Origin of the sequence: Accumulibacter sp., assembly GCF_036625195.1 — a bacterium.
Classification (GTDB): Bacteria; Pseudomonadota; Gammaproteobacteria; order Burkholderiales; family Rhodocyclaceae; genus Accumulibacter.
This window is the reverse complement of sequence record NZ_JAZKUG010000001.1, coordinates 3,478,104-3,495,683: the sequence shown is the minus strand read 5'-3', so window position 1 is coordinate 3,495,683 and position 17,580 is coordinate 3,478,104. Positions and strand designations below refer to the sequence as shown.

18 protein-coding genes are annotated in these 17,580 nt (G+C 69.1%); 4 read left to right on the top strand and 14 right to left on the bottom strand.

Going from position 1 to position 17,580, the window contains the following annotated elements; translation table 11 throughout:
* Positions 1-13 precede the first annotated feature (13 nt).
* The gene (locus tag V5B60_RS15455) at positions 14-619 is read left to right on the top strand and encodes a cohesin domain-containing protein (RefSeq protein WP_332347898.1); all 606 of its coding nucleotides are present in this window, start codon (positions 14-16) and stop codon (positions 617-619) included.
* 247 nt (positions 620-866) lie between these two features.
* On the opposite strand, the gene V5B60_RS15450 is transcribed toward V5B60_RS15455, so the two are convergent.
* The 4 genes from V5B60_RS15450 to V5B60_RS15435 form a co-directional block, all read right to left on the bottom strand.
* Positions 867-1,301 carry a TA system VapC family ribonuclease toxin gene (locus tag V5B60_RS15450; protein ID WP_332347896.1) on the bottom strand — a complete coding sequence of 145 codons (435 nt, stop codon included), beginning with the start codon at positions 1,299-1,301 and terminating at the stop codon, positions 867-869.
* 8 nt (positions 1,302-1,309) lie between these two features.
* On the bottom strand, positions 1,310-1,540 hold the full coding sequence (locus tag V5B60_RS15445; RefSeq protein ID WP_332347893.1) for an antitoxin: 231 nt from the start codon (positions 1,538-1,540) through the stop codon (positions 1,310-1,312).
* Between the two features lie 405 nt (positions 1,541-1,945).
* A complete protein-coding gene (locus V5B60_RS15440) occupies positions 1,946-2,710 on the bottom strand; it encodes an SIR2 family NAD-dependent protein deacylase (RefSeq protein WP_332347891.1) in 765 nt (254 codons plus the stop codon).
* A 120-nt stretch (positions 2,711-2,830) separates the two neighbouring features.
* Positions 2,831-3,190 carry a hypothetical protein gene (locus V5B60_RS15435; RefSeq protein ID WP_332347889.1) on the bottom strand — a complete coding sequence of 120 codons (360 nt, stop codon included), beginning with the start codon at positions 3,188-3,190 and terminating at the stop codon, positions 2,831-2,833.
* Positions 3,191-3,465: 275 nt separating this feature from the next.
* Between V5B60_RS15435 and V5B60_RS15430 the strand changes: the two genes are divergently transcribed.
* On the top strand, positions 3,466-6,033 hold the full coding sequence (locus tag V5B60_RS15430) for a CHAT domain-containing protein (protein ID WP_332347888.1): 2,568 nt from the start codon (positions 3,466-3,468) through the stop codon (positions 6,031-6,033).
* A 3-nt stretch (positions 6,034-6,036) separates the two neighbouring features.
* Entirely contained in the window at positions 6,037-7,371 is a 1,335-nt protein-coding gene (locus V5B60_RS15425; protein ID WP_332347885.1) for an alpha/beta hydrolase, read from the top strand.
* Positions 7,372-7,591: 220 nt separating this feature from the next.
* Here V5B60_RS15425 and V5B60_RS15420 read toward each other — a convergent pair whose 3' ends face one another.
* The 10 genes from V5B60_RS15420 to V5B60_RS15375 form a co-directional block, all read right to left on the bottom strand.
* Positions 7,592-8,437 (bottom strand): PEP-CTERM sorting domain-containing protein, encoded by an 846-nt coding sequence (locus V5B60_RS15420; RefSeq protein ID WP_332347883.1) that lies wholly within the window; start codon positions 8,435-8,437, stop codon positions 7,592-7,594.
* Positions 8,438-8,729: 292 nt separating this feature from the next.
* Positions 8,730-8,936 (bottom strand): type II toxin-antitoxin system Phd/YefM family antitoxin, encoded by a 207-nt coding sequence (locus V5B60_RS15415; RefSeq protein ID WP_332347881.1) that lies wholly within the window; start codon positions 8,934-8,936, stop codon positions 8,730-8,732.
* A gap of 126 nt (positions 8,937-9,062) precedes the next feature.
* Positions 9,063-10,079 carry an NADP-dependent oxidoreductase gene (locus V5B60_RS15410; protein WP_332347879.1) on the bottom strand — a complete coding sequence of 339 codons (1,017 nt, stop codon included), beginning with the start codon at positions 10,077-10,079 and terminating at the stop codon, positions 9,063-9,065.
* A 6-nt stretch (positions 10,080-10,085) separates the two neighbouring features.
* A complete protein-coding gene (locus V5B60_RS15405; RefSeq protein WP_332347877.1) occupies positions 10,086-10,763 on the bottom strand; it encodes an MBL fold metallo-hydrolase in 678 nt (225 codons plus the stop codon).
* 7 nt (positions 10,764-10,770) lie between these two features.
* On the bottom strand, positions 10,771-11,037 hold the full coding sequence (locus V5B60_RS15400) for a hypothetical protein (RefSeq protein WP_332347874.1): 267 nt from the start codon (positions 11,035-11,037) through the stop codon (positions 10,771-10,773).
* Complete coding sequence (locus V5B60_RS15395; RefSeq protein WP_332347872.1) at positions 11,034-11,831, bottom strand: hypothetical protein; 798 nt, start codon at positions 11,829-11,831, stop codon at positions 11,034-11,036. The genes V5B60_RS15400 and V5B60_RS15395 overlap by 4 nt, the downstream gene beginning before the upstream one ends.
* Positions 11,828-12,751 carry an esterase/lipase family protein gene (locus tag V5B60_RS15390; protein WP_332347869.1) on the bottom strand — a complete coding sequence of 308 codons (924 nt, stop codon included), beginning with the start codon at positions 12,749-12,751 and terminating at the stop codon, positions 11,828-11,830. Before V5B60_RS15390 ends, V5B60_RS15395 begins: the two co-directional genes overlap by 4 nt.
* Positions 12,752-12,765: 14 nt before the next feature.
* Entirely contained in the window at positions 12,766-14,373 is a 1,608-nt protein-coding gene (locus tag V5B60_RS15385) for a GMC family oxidoreductase (RefSeq protein WP_332347867.1), read from the bottom strand.
* Positions 14,373-14,876 (bottom strand): hypothetical protein, encoded by a 504-nt coding sequence (locus V5B60_RS15380; RefSeq protein WP_332347866.1) that lies wholly within the window; start codon positions 14,874-14,876, stop codon positions 14,373-14,375. The genes V5B60_RS15385 and V5B60_RS15380 overlap by 1 nt, the downstream gene beginning before the upstream one ends.
* Positions 14,873-16,291 (bottom strand): coniferyl aldehyde dehydrogenase, encoded by a 1,419-nt coding sequence (locus V5B60_RS15375; protein ID WP_332347865.1) that lies wholly within the window; start codon positions 16,289-16,291, stop codon positions 14,873-14,875. The genes V5B60_RS15380 and V5B60_RS15375 overlap by 4 nt, the downstream gene beginning before the upstream one ends.
* A gap of 111 nt (positions 16,292-16,402) precedes the next feature.
* Here V5B60_RS15375 and V5B60_RS15370 point away from each other — a divergent pair, with 111 nt between their 5' ends.
* Entirely contained in the window at positions 16,403-17,131 is a 729-nt protein-coding gene (locus tag V5B60_RS15370) for an FFLEELY motif protein (RefSeq protein ID WP_332347864.1), read from the top strand.
* The last annotated feature ends 449 nt before the right edge of the window (positions 17,132-17,580 follow it).

Below are 17,580 nucleotides of genomic sequence, written 5' to 3'. Positions count from 1 at the left end.
GGAACCCCGCCCCATGAGCCCTCGCATCATCCTTGCCTCGCTGGCGGCTGCCACAGCCGTTGGCCTTTCGGCACCCGCTGCGGCTGCCTATGCCCTCTCGCTGCACGCCACGCCATCCAGCGGGACGGTGGGTGGGCAAGTGGTCGTCGATGTCAATCTCACGCTCGACGGCGGCGATACCCTGCTGGGAATGGACTTCGTGTTGAACTATGACCCGGCCGTGCTGCAATACCTTGCCACCGCCGAGGGTTCGCTGACCCCAGGCTGGGCCTCGGTGCCGCCCTTCGAAAGCCCCGCAGGCCGGATCAGCGCGACCTTCCTCGACCCGACCTTCACCGGCCTGGACAGCACGGCGGGGCCACTCGCAGGCAGCATCGCCAGCCTGACTTTCGTGCTCCAGGCACCGGGATTCAGTACCCTGACCCTGTCCGACATCGTTCTCGCCGACACCCAGGGCGACCAGCAGCCACCGAGTGGGACGCCAGGGGCCGCCCGCGTCGAAGTGCAGCCGGGCGGCAACATCCCCGAACCGGCTTCGCTGCCGCTGCTCGGGCTCGCTCTGGCATTGCTCTGCTGTCCGCACGAGAATCAGGGAAGCGCGCGTCGCACCGGCTCATAGCCGACCCGGGCTCGCTGCTGGCGGCGACTGACCAGCAGATCGGCTTCTTCCGGAAATTCCCGCAGACACCCCGTTCCCGGGGCCGTCGAGACCGGCGGCCCAGGACTTCCCAAGTGAAAGCTCCAATGGTCGACCTTGCGTCGATGTGGGCACCGCATGTCTGGTCGCATCGGAGTTCCCGGCACGCCAGCGTCGCAACCGACAAACCCAATTCTTATACTGTCACCGTTTTTCGACGACCCCGGAACTACACCAGCGGATCGATGGCCCGCAAGAAGTCGAACTTCCGGAAGTCGCGGTCGTGCGTGTAGAGCGTGACCACGCCGTGTTGACGCAGGACAGCGGCCAAGTGTGCGTCCGGGACGAGATTGCCACGGACGGAAAAGGCGCGCGTCACCTGACGATAGACCTCCCAAAACCCCTCGTCCTCCCCCAGCGCGCGACAGTGTGGAAGCGCCAACAGAGCTTCCACATTGCCGGCTGCCTCGTCGGCTGACAAGGGCTGGGCGAAGATCGATCCGTGCGTGGCCATGCGCAGATAGCTCAGGGCGGTCACCCAGGCGATGCAGAACACCTCGCTTCCCGCCGCGCACCGTTGCAGGAAGGCCGACGCCTTCTCGTGCCACGGACTGCTTCGGTCGGACGCGTAGAGCAGGATGTTGACGTCGATTCCGAAGCTCACGGCCGCCGCTAATCCATGGCGTCGAGCAGAGCGTTCTTGTCGGACAATTCGACCTTCGCCTGCATGTCCTTGCTGCACCAGGCGAAGACCGGTGCCGTCGCGTCACGCTTCGAGGCGGCAGTCGCCAGCGACTGCGCCAGCAGGTCCGACACCAAGCGCCCGAGCGACTTGCCCTCGCGCTGCTGCAGGCGCTTCAGGTCCTTGAGTACCGGGTCGTCGATGTCGATCGTGGTGCGCATGATGCGCGATGCTATTCCTCGTCGCATCAGATGTCAACGCCCCGGATCATGGCCACCAAAGTGGCGGTATCGAGGCGATCGGGGCAAGAGGCAGGACTTGCCCCCGTCAGTCGCTCCTCTTGTGAGGCAAGAGTCGAGACCCCGCCGCCTTGTGACCCCGCCGCCTTGAGAGGTGGCGCCGGAAATTCGGACAGCAGGATAAGTGGTAGCCTTGCCCCATTGAACGGCTGCGGAGTAACCGGCAACTCTGCGGCGTTCTCCCCTGCACCGGCAGGCTCCGTAGGCGGGGCGAACGCCGCCCAGTTACCGGTTACAGTTCGGCTTCCTCGGACCTTACACTGTCACCGTTTTTCAGCCCGTCACCGTTTTTCAGCCCGAATCGCCCGCGCTGGGGCGGCCGCCGGCTCAGGTGACGCCAGCCTGGACGGCAAGCTCGCTCAGGAACTCGTCAGCATCGGCGCGGATGGCCTCGATCTGCCGGCTCGCCAGGAGCTTCGTCCGCACCTCGTCGAAAAAGCCGACGGCGTACGCCTTGCGCGTCCACTGTTGTCGCTTGCCACGAATCCGCGACAGCAGGCGCCGCACATGCTCGTCGCGCAGCCCGTAGCCGACGAACAGGACGGTGTTGTTCTGCAGCAGCTCGGCGACCCTGTCGAGCAGCCTGGCATGCGTCTCGGCGTAGTTCTCGTAGTCATCCGTCGTCGCCACCAGCGACAGCGGTCTATCGCCGGAGCCGTGGATCTTCAGCAGATTGTGCTGGTCGTAATTGAACATCGGCGCGTCCGCATCCTGCGAAAGCACCTGGTAATGCTGGTTGATCTTCCGGTAGGCGGCTTCAAACAGGAGATCCCAATTGGTCGTGACGATGAAGCGGAACGCCTTCACGGCCGCCAGATGGCTCTCCTGCGGCTCCCTGTCCTGGGGAACCAGCGCCGCCAGACGGTCTACCAGAGTGATCTGGTCATTGAGCGCGACATACTCGTCACAGACGTCTTCCAGCGAGCGGGCGCCGTAGTCGTAGTCCGGGTAGTCGCGCTTGATCTGCATGCCGAGCTGATCCCGGATGTACGCCCCACCAAAGCCGATGGCTTTCCACGAAATTCCGGCGCCAGCAAAGAGCACGGCTTGCCGATTCCTCACTGCGTCAACGAGGGCTCCCTTGATCTGCATGTCTTCCTCCGGTCTCCGGTTACCGTTGAGCGCGCCGCGGTACGCGGTCCGCCAACCGTCGATGTGCAAGTCGCGGCAGCGACTGGCGAACCGCTCTTGTCGCTGCCGTTGTCCTCATCGTCAAACATAGTGTCTGATGAACTCGTAGTAGGCGCGCGGACCGTCCTTCGAGTGTCGCCGGACGGAGCGGATGATCCTGTCGACGCGGGCATTGAACTCCCTGAGCGTCAGCGCATCGACCCTGTCGACGCGCGCGCGGGCAACCTCTACGCAGCCGTCGACGATGCCAGCGGTCAGCGGGTTGCGAGCGACCTGCTCGTTCCTGCCGTAGCCGAATGCCTGCTTGACCGCCACCTTGGCGTTCTCCAGGGCGAAGATGCACAGGGTATCGGTCAAGTTGGGGTGCCGCTCATACTCGGCCTTCAGGCCGTTCTCGATGTCTTGCAGCAAGTCGATGTGGGGGTCGTCGCTGGGGTCCATGGCTGCTCAACTCGCAAGGGTGAGTGCGTTGGGAAATCTTCGCTCGTCGTCGTTCCGGTCGCGGTGCACGGCATCAGTGTAACCATGCCGGGACAGCAGCGGCAAGCAGATGATCGATGCCGGGCGGTCCCGCCCGCCCGGCGGCTCGACGCGGCGTGCGACACCAGTCGATGGGCGCATTGGCGAACGCGTCGGCAGAGTACTTGCGCTGCGCCGACCGCATTGCCTATCCTGAAGGCAGGGTGACCCGGCCTTTCCAGCCGGGTCGAGAGGTGGTGAGTCGGGGTGGGCAGGACATGGGTGATGGCACGGCAGCGGTTGGCGTGACGAGCGACCCGGAGGATCGGCGGCGGCGACTGCAATCGCTGCTTGCCGAACTGGCGGCGCTCGACCTGGAGCGCGACGCGGAGCGCGGGCGCGAGTTGCTGGCGGAAGCCGCGCAGAGCGTCGACCGGATGGCGGATCCGCGCCGCTGGGCGGCGTTGCGCAGCCGCTACGCTGCGCTGTCGGAGGAGATCGACCCGCCGGCCGCCGCCGCGGCCTACCGCGACGCGCTCGAGGTCTGGGATCCGGCCAGCGAACGCGACAGCTGGCTGGCGTGCCACGAAGGCATCGGCTGGCTGCTGGCGCGACAGGCGCCACTGACGCCGGCGCAGCAGCAGGAGGCGATCGAGCACCTCGAGTGTGCGGTCGGCGAGCGTCCGTACCTCGCGGCGATCCTGGCGCCGCTGTATCAGTTCCACACGCTGGGTGACCCCTGGGCCAACTGGCACAAGCGGGTCGCCTACCTCGAGCAGGGAGCGGCGCTCATCGATCGCGACAGCGAGCCCGAGCGCTGGGCGGCGGCGATGAATGCGCTCGCGGTCGCCTGCCAGGAGGAGCCCGACGCCGACTTCGGCGCCGCGCTCGAACGACGGCTCGCACGGCACGCACAGGTGCTCGCCGCGTTGCCTGCCGCGGCAACGGGTGCGCGCGTCGAGACCTGGCTCGCGCTCAGCGAGTGCTTCCGCTTCCGCTGCCTGGGCGACGCCGCGGCCAACCTCGCCACGGCCGAGAGCTACGCCCGCGATGCGCTGGCTGCCTGCCCGCCGGCCGCCGGCTGGCGCCTGCGCGCCGAGGCGCTGCTCGCGCTGGCGCGCGTGCTCCTGCGGCCCGGTCGCAGCGACGCCGCAGCCCTGGCCGAGGCGCGCGCGCTCTGCGACGAGGCGGCACCGCTCATCGACCCGGCGCTCAGTCCGGCACTGCGGGCGACGGTCGAGAGCTTCCACACCGACATCTGCCTCGAGGGCATCGCCGCCGGCGACCTGGCGCAGGTCGAGCCGCTGCTGGCGCACGGCCAGGCCGCGCTGGCGCTGTTGTCGGCGCCGGAAGCGTTGCGCGACCGCCGCGTCGTGCGCCAGGTGATCGCCGACGGCCTGTTGCTGGCGGGGCGATTCGAGCAGGCCGCAGCGACGCTGCGCGACGCGCTGGCCGAGGCGACGACTGCCCTCGCCGAGGCGAGCAGCATCGCCGGACGCATGGAGCGGATTTGGGAGTTCCGCGATTCCGCCGCCCTGCTCGCCCACTGCCTGCTGCGCCTCGGGCGTAGCGACGAAGCGCTGCTCGAACTCGACCGCGGCAAGGCCCTCTTCTGGCGGACGGATAACCGCGACTGGACGAGCGCCGATCTCGCCGGCCTGGTGCCGGCCGGCGGTGCACTGCTCTGCGCCAACTTCGCGGCCGAGCCCGGCGCCGTCACCATCGTCGCCGCGGGTGGCAGCGAGACGGTGTGGCTGCCCCAGTTCGGGCGCCAGCGCCTGCTGCAACTGCAACGCGGTGATGCGCATGCGACGGCGCTCGGCGGCTGGCTGCTCGCCTACCATCGGCAGCATGCGCAGGCGGCGGCGTGGCGGCAGACGATCGACGAGACCGGCCGCGTCCTCTTCGAAGAGCTCTGGCAGCCGCTTCTGCAGCGGCTGCCGGCGCTCGGCGTCGCCGCGGACGGTGAACTGCTGTGGTTGCACCAGGGCGGCAGCAGCGTCTTTCCGCTGCACGCGGCGTGGTACGCGGACGATCGAGGCGAGCGACACTGGCTGCTCGACGAGCATGTGATCCGCTACGCGCCGTCGATTCGCGCCCTCCTCGCGGCACGCCCGGCGAACGACGGTCGCGCGTCGGCGCTGCTGGTCGCAGATCCGCTGCGCGACCTGCCCTTTGCCGCCGTCGAGTGCGCCTGGGTGCAGCAGGCGCTCGCCACGCCAGCCACGCTGCTCGGCAACGACGAGGCGACACCGGCGGCAGTGGTCGCGGCGCTCGGCCGCGTCGACATCCTGCATCTCGCGACGCACGCGCGCTTCGACCTCGAGCGCCCGCTGCAATCGTGCGTCTTCCTCGCCGGCGGCGAGCGGCTGACGATCGAATCGCTGCTGCCCGCGCTCGCCGGCCGGCCGCCGGCGCTGCTCGCCCTGTCGGCCTGCGAGACGGCGATGGCGCGCGTCGCCTCGACCCCCGACGAGTCGCTCGGCTTTCCCGCCGCCTTCCTGCACGCCGGTACGCGCAGCGTGCTCGCCTCGCTCTGGCCGGTGGATGACGTCGCGTCGGCCTTCCTCGTCGGCCGCTTCTACCGCGAACTGGCCGGCGGCGCGAAGCCGCCGGCATGCGCGTTGCGCGATGCGCAGCGCTGGCTGCGGACGGTGAGCGTCGCCGAACTGATGGCGCTCCTGCGCGCGGCGAAGGAGCTGCCGCCGCCGGCTGGTCCGCTCGCGGCGGCCACGCGCAGTGCCTTGCGCAGTCACGCCGCGGACCACCGTCCGTACGCGGCGCCGTGGTTCTGGGCGGCATTCATCATTTGTGGAAGGGAATGAGAAATGAATGAGGACCTGCAACAGCTCGCCTTGCTCGACGCACTGCTCGGCAACTGGGACAGTATCCACATCCGCCTGGGCGATCCCACTCCGGCGCTGCAGGCGTCGCTGGCGGCGCTGGCCGGGCGCCTGGCGACCGCTGCGAACGCCGACGCCGTGGCGCTGATCCTGGACGACCTGCTCGACCTGCTCGAGGGGACGCCGGCCTACGCCTTCGTCCGCGAGCTGATCGTCCGCAGTCAGCTGGCTCTCGGCAAGACCCGCGCACTCGGCAGCGCCGGTGCCGTCTGCGCGCCGCTGGCCAGCGCCGAGGCCGCTGCCCTGGCCGGCGACGGCAGCGCGCGGCTGGCCACCGCCATCAGCGCCGAGGCCGAGCCGTGCACGATCGACATCCATTTCGCCACCAACCGGCAGCTCGCGAGGGCCGGTGAGGAGCGCTTCACGGCCGACCCTGCCGGGCAGCTGGCGTACGGACTGGCACGCGTCACCATCCCGATCGATCGCCACCGTCTCGGTCATGTCGAGCAGCGCGCGTGGTGGAACCGGCTCGGCGACGCGAAGGACAAGCGGCGGTACGTCGTACTCGGCGAAGTCGAGGCATTGTCGGGCGACGCGTTCCTCAGCCGGCTCGCGGCCGAGCCCGAGGCCGCCAACGGCCTGTTGGTGTTCACCCACGGTTACAACGTCAGTTTCGAGGAAGCCGCGCGGCGGGCGGCGCAACTGGCTTTCGATCTCCGCTTTCGCGGCCGCGTCGTGCTCTTCAGCTGGCCGTCCTGCGGCTCGCTGCTCGGCTATGGCGCCGACGAGGAGCGCGCGCTGCTCTCGGCGCACACCTTCCGCGGCTTCCTCGAATCGCTCGCCGACGGCCCGTGGAGCCAGGTCCACCTGCTGGCACACAGCATGGGCAACCGCGTGCTGCTGCACGGGCTGGCCGGCGACGCCTGGCCGAACGGCAAGCTCGCACAGGTGCTGTTCGTCGCCGCCGATGTCTATGTGGATCTCTTCCGGCAGCAGTTTCCGCGCATCCGCGACGCCGGCGCGAACTACACCTCCTACGCTTCGCAACGCGACCGGGCGCTGTTCTTCTCTTCGCTGCTGCACCGGGGCGAGCGCGTCGGTGCGATCGACGGCACACCGTTCATCACCGACGGCCTCGAGACGATCGACGCGACGGCGGTGGGTACGAGCGTGCTCGGGCTGGGGCTGGGGCACAGCTACTTCTCTGACCGGCGCAGCCTGCTGACGGACATCGGCGTCCTCGTCGGCGCAGGGCTGCCGGCGTCGCAGCGCGGTCTCGCGCAGTCCGACCGGCCGCGCTACTGGTACTTTCCGCGCTGAAGCCGGCGTCATCAGGTCGTCCGCCGCAGCCTCCTGCGCGTCGACGGCGGTCGCCGCCTGCAGGCTCAGCTGCCAGTCGGGCAGCCTCCTGCCCATTCCTCATTCCGGGCTCTGTCCATGCCGCATCGGCGAAGGCCATTCGCGGTGGACGGACGCCGCAAACGAAAGCGGCCGGGTCGGAAGCCGACCCGGCCTGCTCAATCGCGACGCAGAAGCACGCTTACTGGCGGCGACGGCTGGCGGCAAGACCGGCCATCGTCAGGCCCAGCAGGAGCATGGTGCCGGGCTCCGGGACCTCGTTCGATACGGTCGTCCTCGTGTCCAGGCCGAGTGCGATTGATCCCGCGCCGCCGGGAACCTCGTTCTTGACGACCAGCGCGAGCGAGTTGAATTCGCCCGCGATCGGAGCGAATGCCAGCGCGATGTTGGTCAGGCCCGTGCCATCGGCAGAAGACCAGATCCAGTCGCCGACGTCGACACTGTTGACCAGCACGTCCCAGACTACCGACTGCCCGGACGACAGTACATTCCGCGTCACGTTGAGATCCATCGACAGCGAGCTCGGGTTGAACAGGCCCGTGCCGGGGTAGTTCTCCGAGACGAGGTCGCCGCGTGCAGCAGACCAGAACCAGCCGACCTCGGTCGGGGACAGGGAGCCAACCGAGGCCACGACCGTTGCCGAACTCGTCGGGAACTGGACGGTTACACTCGCCGCGGTCGCCGCTCCGGCGACGGTAAGCAGCGCGGCGGCCAGGATGGTTTTGCGGAAGGACATCATTTTCTTCTCCATGGTAGTTGGTTGGGCAATCGCGTCTGGATTGCGGCACAACAACCCTAGCATGTTCCGTGCCAGCAGCTGAAAAACGAATTCAAGTGCTTGTTGCAATTGAATTGTGCGATCGCTTTCGTGGCACGACCGAGCCACCGTTCGGCACCAGCCTGTAAATTTCTTCGACAGACTCGAGCCCGCGGGAAGGTCGATCCCGCGGACACGGCTGGCGCGGTACAAGCGGCAGGATGTCGCGCGCCTGGCCGTGGATTCGCGGCTTGCCGCACTCGTGATCATCCACGGCGCCGGTCACCGCGCTGCGTGCGGCACAATTGGCTTTCGATCTCCACTTTCGCGGCCGCATCGTGCTCTTCAGCTGTTCGTCGCCGCCCATGTCTACGTCGATCTCTTCCGGCAGCAGTTTCCGCGCATCCGCGATGCCGGCGCGAACTACATCTCCTATGCTTCGCAACGTGACCGGGTGTCCGAAGCAGGCGCGAAGAGCCGAGGCCGATCGCCGCCCTCTTCCTGCCATGCGCGGTTCGCCGATCGTGCCGGCGAACGATGCCCCCTGCTTCGCTGGCCGGCGCTATTCGTAGTGCGTCCACATCGAGTCGCGGAGTCCGGGAACGGAAAGCAGGAACAGTGTTTCATGAATCGCCTGCCAATCCTCTGCAGAAACCAGCACGGCGCTGGTTCTCCTGCCCGAAATGAAGATCGGCTGATGTGACTCCGAGGTTTGATCGATCAGGCGATACAGATTCGCACGCGCTTCGCGGGCGGTCAGGATGGTCATGTGTGGCTCCTCATCTCCGCAAAGCGTACGAAAACAGGCACACCAGGTCCAGCGGCGGGACCGCCACTCAGCAAAGCTCGGCTGCGGTGTGGAACGACGACGAAGAGGTCAATTGTGGCCCCGGAATCAGCTCAGCCGCACCAGCTGCTTGCCGAAGTTCTGCCCGTGCAGCAGGCCGATGAATGCCGCCGGCGCGTTCTCGATTCCGTGCACGATGCTCTCACGATGGCGCAACCGTCCGCTGGCGACGAGTTCGCCGAGTTCGCGCAGCGCCGGTGGCCAGAAGTCGAGGTGCTCGCTGACGATGAAACCCTGCAGTTTCAGCCGCCGCAGCAGGATCAGTTGCGGTTCGCGAAGCGGTATCGCCTGGCCATCGTAGCCGGCGATCAGGCCGCAGATGGCGATGCGGGCGAAGGGGTTGCAGCGCCGCAGGACGGCGTCGAGGATTCTGCCGCCGACGTTCTCGAAGTGGCCGTCGACGCCGTCCGGGCAGGCGGCGGCGAGGGCATCGGCGAGCGAGCGGGTGTCGCCATGCAGGCGGTGGTCGATGCAGGCGTCGAAGCCGAACTCCTCGACCACGGCGCGGCATTTCTCCGGCCCGCCGGCGATGCCGACGACGCGGCAGCCGCGCAGCCTGGCGAGTTGGCCGACGACGCTGCCGACGGCACCGCTGGCGGCCGAGACGACGATCGTCTCGCCGCTCTGCGGCGCGATCAGTTGCAACAGCCCGTACCAGGCGGTGACGCCCGGCATGCCGACGGCGCCGAGGTGGGCCGAGAGCGGGATTGCCGTACCGTCGACCCGGCGCAGCGCGCCGGCGCACTCGCCATCGACGATCTGGTATTCCTGCCAGCCGCCCATGCCGACGACCTGGTCGCCGACGCGGTAGCGGTTGCTGCGCGAGGCGACGATCTCGCCGACGGTGCCGCCGATCATCACCTCGCCGAGCGCCTGCGGCTCGGCGTAGCTCTCGCCGCCGTTCATGCGGCCGCGCATGTAGGGGTCGAGGCTGAGGTAATGGTGGCGCACCAGCACCTGTCTGTCGGCGAGCGCGGGTATCTCGGTCTCGACGAGCCGGAAGTTGTCCGCTGCGGCTGCACCGCGCGGGCGCGCAACGAGGAGGACCTGCCGGTTGCGCGTCACGCTCGCTCAGCCATCGATGAAGCGCTCGATGAAGCTGGCGACTTTCGCCTTGCCGACGAAGATGCCATAGTGGCCCTCGCAGAGGATGTCGGCTTCGAGCGCCAGCAGCTTGCGCAGCGATGCCCGGTAGTCCCTGACGCTGGAGCGCAGCGCGGCGTGGATCGGCCCGTGCACGTCCTGCGCGAAGACGACGCGGCGATCGTCCGAGTCGACGACGAAAGCGACCGATCCGGGCGAGTGGCCGGGGATATGGACCACCTCGAGCGGGCGGCCGGCGAGGAGGATGCGGTCGCCGCCGGCGAGGCGGCGGTCGACCGGGCACGGAGTCAGGTGGTCGCCATACCAGCAGGCGGCGCTGACCTGGCTGTCGCCGGCTTCGAGCCAGGCGGCCTCGAGCTCATGAATCGCCACCTGCCAGCCGAACCGCCGGCGGAACTCGGACGCGCCGCCGCTGTGGTCATAGTGGCAGTGCGTCAGCAGCAGCGCCTCGACCTGCTCCGGCTGTACGCCGGCGGCCTCGATGTTCATCAGCACGCGCTCGCCGGCGCGCCCGCTGCCGGCGTCGATCAGTACGGCGGTGTCGGCGAAGTGGACGAGATAGATCGCCGCGTCGCTCTGGTCGGTCTGCCCGGGACCGCCGACCTGGCAGATCTCGGAGGTGATGAAGCGTGTTTGTGGTCCCATCGGTTGACTATTCCCTGTCGGCCTCGGCCAGCGCGGCGAGGAGTTCGCTGCGGGCGTCGGCGTGGTCCTGGTATTGGTGGCCGCGGCTGCGCTCGTACCAATAGCGGCTGTTCCAGGCATCGCCCTCGATCTTGTGCAGGATCGCATGGATCCAGCACGCCAGCGGGTCGTCCAGATCCTGGACGATGACGTGCGCCTGCTCCCAGTCGCCGGTGAGGGCCGCCCGGATGGCGCGCGTGCAGTTGCGGCGCGCCGCGTCGTCGCCGGACGTCATCGTGACGGCCAGCCGGTTTGCGGCATCGGCGGCGGCAGGCCGGGATCCACCACCGCCGATGGCGGCGGCGCCGGCCTGGTCGCGAGTGGTGGCGCCGAGGGCATCGGCGGCGGCAGGCCGGGATGCACCAGCGGCGATGGCAGCGGCGGCGACGGCTGCAGCCCCGCCGGTGGCCGCGGCTTCACTTCGACTGGCGGCTGCGGCCGCTGCCATGGCCGCCGCGGCGCGATGGACGCATGCCGCAGCTGGAAGCTCACCGGCCGCGCGCGCAGCAGAACCCGCCCGGAGGGGTCGACGATCGCCGCGTCGAGCTGATGGAACTGGTTGGGTGGTGGCAGCGTGTCACCCCAGAACTCAGGCGGAATCATGAACTCGCTGGCGGTGAAGCGCTGTTCGACCTGCCGCCCGTTGATCGCGACGACGAAGGCGTGCCCTTCGCCAAGCTGCAGGCGCGGTTCGACCGCCAGGCGGACCTCGAACAGCACAGTATTGGCGACGACGGCGCCGCCATCCTCGGGAAAGGTGATCGCCAGGCGGCGGTAGCTCGCGGCCGCCGCTTCGCGCTTGCCGGCTGCTTCGCCGGGCGTGGCGCTGGCCGGCGCCGGCGCTCGGCTGACCGGCACGGGTTCGACCACGTTGGGCGGTGGCAGGGTCACCGGCCGGGCGCCAGGCTGTGGTCTGTCGGAAAATACCGGCCCGTTGGCGCCGCGGGTCACGAACACCTCGTCGGCGACCAGCGCCGCCGGCAGCGCAAACGGCAGACAGCAGCCAGCGAGCAGCAGGCGGGCGTTCATCGCTGGCTGCCGGCAGCCGCAGGGTCCACGGCGAGTGCAGCGAGCAGCGTGCTGGCGACGCGTGGCGAGTAGAGCATCGCCAGGTGTCCGAGACCGTCGATCGCGCGATGGGTCGCGCCGGGCAGCTCGAGATTGGCTTGCGGCATCACGAAGTTGTCATGCGGACTGTAGATGACCACAGTATCGAGCAGCGACGCCGGGTTGGCAAGGGCCCGCAGCCAGTCGCCGTGCGGACGCATCTGGCGCGCGTTGTCGCCGGCGCCGATGTAGGCGAGCTGGCTGCCCTGGTGGGGCGTGCCGAGCGTCACCAGCTTCGCCACCCGCGCGCTGCCGCAGCGCTGCAGGTAGCGGCGCGCCACCAGCCCACCCATGCTGTGGCCGACGAGCAGCAGGCGCTCGGCGCCGGTCTGCGCCAGCACGGCGTCGATCCGCCGCGCCAGCGGAACGACGTAATGCTCGATGCTCGCGTAGACCGGTTCGAGGCTGATCGTCGCCACGCTCCAACCGGCCGCCTCGAGCCGCCGCCGCAGCCACCACCAGGCGGCGCGCGAACAACCGTAGCCGTGCACCAGCAGGACCGGGTCTCGCCGCCGGCCAGCCGCGGCGGTGCCGGCAGGCAGGCGGTCAGCACCCATCCACCAGCGTTCGACGGGAAAGATGAGGACGAAGCTGAGGACGAAGGCGGCGTATTCGGCGAGCACCATGCGCAACGCCCGCACCATGCCCAGCCGCGGTGCCGGCGAGTGCCAGGCGAGGGCAAAGGCGTAGCTCGTCGCGACGAGCAGCGCCCGCAAGGCGAGAACCCCGGCAACGGCGGCGACCGCCGCGGTTGCCGGCGAGGCATCGCCGAGCTGCGTCGCGATGGCCACGTAGAGCGCCACCTCGAGCAGCAGCGACAGGCAGAGGGCACGGGCGAGCATGATACGGCTCCGGGTCAGGGAATCAGCGGCGGCGGCCGCCCCGACAGCTCGGCGGCGAGCAGGCTGGCGTTGCGTGCCACGAGGCCATAGATCGAAAGTTGCGGATTGGCGCCGAGACTGGTCGGAAACAGCGATCCGTCGTGAATCGACAGGTTGCCGAGCCAGAAGTGCCGGCCACGGTGGTCGGCGACGCCGCGCTGCGGCACGTCGGCCATGCCGCAGCCGCCCATGACGTGCGCGCTGACGACGCGGCACAGGAGGGGCTTCAGCGGCAGCTCGGCGATCCCCTTCTTCGCCTGCGCCCAGCTCGAGTAGAGGGGCGCGGTCTCGTGCACCGGCGTCACCGCGCGCGCGCCGGCGGCGAACTGAATCTCGGCCATCGCCAGCAGAGCGCGCCGGGCCGCTTCCCAGATCACTTCGCCGAGCGGGTAGTCGAGGACCGGCAAGCCGTCGCGGCCCAGCCGCACCTGGCCGCCCTGGCTCTCGGGATGGAAGCCGTCGCGCAGCAGCGCGAGGACGACATTGACCCGGGTGAACTCGCGCATCAGTGCGGCGTGCGCGGCGCCGAAGCCCTGCAGCGTCGTCGCGTACAGTACCGGATGCAGCGGCGGCGTTTCCAGCTTGAAGCCGAGTGGACCGTCGATCGCCGTCTGGTGCAGGAAGAAGTCCGAGTACAGGGTCTGCGGCGCACCGGCGTAGGCGTCGACCCGCTCCGGCATCACCGCCGACGAGATGATCACAGGGTGCAGGAAGGTGCGCTTGCCGAGCAGCCGATGCGGATCGGGAACGCCGCTGCGCAGCAGCAGCGCCGGGCTGCCGATGGCACCGGCGGCGGCGACGAAGTGCCGCGCGCGCAGTTGCAGCCGCTTGCCGGAGGGATGGATGCCATCGGGCCGCAGCGCCAGGCAGTCGAGGGCGCTGATGCGGCCACCGCTGAAGCGCAGGCGCTCGGCGCGCAGCCGGGTGTACAGCGTCGCGCCGCGGTTCAGCGCCGCCGGGATGGTCGTCAGCAACATCGACTGCTTGGCATTCGTCGGGCAGCCCATACCGCAGTAGCCGAGGTTCCAGCAGCCCTTGACGTTACGTTTGATGGCGCCGATCGGGATGCCGAGTTTCTCCGCTCCGGCGGCGAGCACCTTGTTGTTCGGGTTCGGTGGCGTCTCCCAGGCGCGCACCCAGAGCTTGTGCTCCATCACCGCGAACCACGAACTCATCGCTTCGGCACTCAACTGACGCAGGCCGTAGTGGCGCTGCCAGAAGGCGAAGACTTCCGGTGGCGTCCGGAAGCTGCTCGTCCAGTTGACCGTCGTCGAGCCACCGACGCAGCGCCCCTGCAGGATGTTGATCGCCTTGTCCATGGTCTTGCGCGCCGCCGAATCCTGGTAGAGCTCCGGATAGGCCTCGGACTCGAGCATCCGGAAGTCGCTCGACGAGCGCAGCGGCCCCTCCTCGACGAGGATGACGCGCAGGCCGCTGGCGCTGAGGATGTCCGCCGTCACGCCACCACCGGCGCCGCTGCCGACGATGACGACGTCGGCCTCGACCGTCTGCCCCTTGCCGAGGGTGGCGGCGTCGATGTGCTTCCAGCCGGCAGCCAGGCCGGCGCGGATCGGGTCCTGCATCAGAAGTAGCCTCGCGGTGGACCAGGGTAGGCAATCGCCTCCCAGGTGTCGGGACGCGCGTACCAGGCGCCGAAAGTCAGGTCGTGCAGCGCCGCGTAGGCCCCCTGCAGCAGGGCCAGACGGCTCGTCCGCCAGGACTCGAGGAACGCGCTGACGTCGTCGACGCTGGCCTCGCGCCATGGCTTGCCGACCCCGGCGAGGACCATTCGCCCGGGCGCCAGCACCAGCAGCCCGAACAGTTCGCCGACTTCGCGCTGGCTGGCGACCGACAGGCCGGCGATCGTACGCGCGATGCCATCGACGGTGAGGGCGACCAGCCGCGATCGCTCGTCGCCAGCCGGCGGCAGCGCGCCGTCGAGCAGCGCGCCGGCGATCGCCGCCAGCATCGCGCGCTCGTCACTGCTCAGTCGCCGCTCGCCGGCAGCGTTGAGCCAGCCGGAGAAGGCGAGCAGCAGGCTGCCGGCGACGCCGGTGCGGATGAACTGGCGACGGCTGACGATCATCGCAACAGGATACGCGTCAGGCGGTCGAACAGCACACCGTAGGGCGGCTTGAAAAGGCCGATCGCCGACAGCCGCGACTGCCGGAAGACCGCCTTGCGCACCGAGAAGGTCTCGAAGCCGGCGAAACCGTGATAGCAGCCCATGCCGCTCGGACCGACACCACCGAAGGGCAGTTCCTCCTGCGCAATGTGCAGGATCGTGTCGTTGATCGTCACCCCGCCGGACACCGTTTCGTCGAGGACGCGCTCGATGTTGCCGCGGTCGTTGTCGAAGTAGTAGAGCGCCAGCGGCCGCGGTCGCTCGTTGACGTGGTGGATCGCCTGGCCGAGGTCACGGTAGGGGATGATCGGCAGCAGCGGCCCGAAGATTTCCTCCTGCATGACGCGCAGCCCGTCGTTGGCACCGAGCAGCGCCAGCGGCGGCAGGTGGCGCCGTGCCGGATCGGCTGTCGCGCCCGGCAGCAGGTCGACGATCGTCGCGCCGGCGGCGCGCGCCTCGTCGACGTAGCCCGCGAGGCGGGCATACTGCCGCTGATCGACGATCGCCGAGTAGTCGGCGTTGTCGTCGATGTGAGGGTAGCAGCGGGCAAGCACCGCGCGCGCGTGCTGCACGAAGGAATCCTCCAGACCTGCCGGCAGCAGGACATGGTCGGGCGCGATGCAGGTCTGGCCGGCGTTCAGGCACTTGCCGATGATGATCCTCTCGACGGCATGCGCGAAAGCCGGGCTGCCGACCAGCGTCGGACCGATGATCGCCGGCGACTTGCCGCCGAGTTCGAGGGTGACCGGCGTCAGGTTGGCGGCGGCCGCCTGCATGACCTGCCGGCCGACCGGCGTCGAGCCGGTGAACAGCAGGTGGTCGAAGGGCAGCGCGGCGAACTCGCGCGCCACGGTCACGTCGCCCTCGACCACCGACAGCTCGTCGTCGGCGAAGTGACGGCCGACGAGTTCGGCGAACAAAGCGGCGGTGGCCGGGGTACTCTCCGACATCTTGACCAGCGCCCGGTTGCCCGCCGCCAGCGCCGCCGCCAGCGGTGCCGCGGCGAGGAAGACCGGGTAGTTCCAGGGGACGATGATGCCGACGGCGCCGAGCGGCTGATGGCGCACTTCCGCCCTGCCGGGCTGGAACCACAGCGACACCGGCCGCGCCTGCGGCTGCATCCAGCGTCGCAGGTGGCGCCGGGCGTGCCGGACCGCCTCGTGGCTCGGGAAGATCTCGAGCAGCCTCGTCTCGGCCGGCGAACGGTGGCCGAAGTCCTGGCGCACGGCATCGGCGATCGCCCGCTCGTGGTCGAGCAGCAGGCGGCCGAGCGTTCGCAACCGACGTTCGCGCAGTGCGCGCGGCGGATTCGGGTCGCTGCGCGCCGCTGCCTGCAGGCGGGCAAAGCGGTTGGCCAACGACTCGGGATGGGGCATGGCTTGCTCCTGGCAGAGGTTCGGTCAGCGGCCAGTGTAGTCGCTGCCGCTGCCGCCGGTTAGGCGATGGCCTCTAAACAGCGCCGATCAGGCAAGGCATAATCCGCCGCCATGGACGATGCAAGCGTCTCGATCGAGAAACGGCAGTGCACAGCAGCGTTGCGGCAGCACCTGCAGACGGCCAAGCGCCTGCGCCTGCAGGCGAACAGCGAGCCGGCGGCAGCGGCGAAGCGCCTGCGCCTGCGCGAGTGGCAGGCGGGGCGCCTGGCGCGCACCCATGCCGATCTGCTGGCCAGCCCCCGTTTCGGCGCTGCCGCCCGCTTCTTCCTCTCCGATCTCTACGGCCCGAAGGATTTCAGCAGCCGTGACGAGGAGGTCGAGCGCATCCTGCCCCTGTTGATCCGCATGTTGCCGACTTCGGCCCTGCAAAGCGTTGCCCTGGCGGTCGAGGTCGACGCGCTGTCCGAGGAACTCGACTCGGCGATGGTGGCCGAACTCGAGCGCGCCGGGATGATCGAGCGTATCGACGAGGAGGCCTATGCCGCCGCCTACCGCGCCGTCGGCTGCCGGCCGGAGCGGGAGCGCCAGGTGATGCTGATCCGGCAGACCGGCGAAGCCCTCGACCGCGTCGCCGGCAAGCCGCTGCTCGGCACCATGCTGCGGCTGATGCGCGCTCCGGCGCAGCTCGCCGGTCTCGCCGAGCTGCACGAGTTCCTCGACCGCGGCCTCAACGCTTTTCGTTGCATGGGCCCGGCCGGCGAGTTCCTCGACTCGATCGACGGCAAGGAGCGTGCGCTGCTCGCGCAGCTGTTCGCCGCTGCCGCCGATCCCTTCGCCTGAGCATTCGCTACACGTTGTGACACAAAAGGCCAACTACTTCACAGATCCCGGGACTTCAAGTCTGTAGCATTCGTTCTGTCGCCGGGGCACTTCCCTCCCCCTCCCCCCTCCCCCCAAGTGGTCCGGCGACTGCTTCACCCGGCCCGCTCAGTCCCCCCCTGGCGGGCCGTTTCTTTTTCCGGCGTCGCGCGCCGGCATCTCCCCTGCGCATTACGTCACAGATCCCGCCGCCTCGAGTCGGTAGCATTCGTTCTGTCGCCGGAGCACTCACCTCCCTCTCTTCCTCCCCCCAAAGTGGCTCGGCGACTGCTTCACCCGGCCCGCCCAGTCCCCGCTTGGCGGGCCATTTTTTTTCTGGCGTCGCGCGCGGGCAGTTCGTCCGGCAAACGGCATCTTGCGGCCCGCTGGCCGCAGGTCGCTGCTGCGGCGCGCGTTGCAGCCCGCATGGT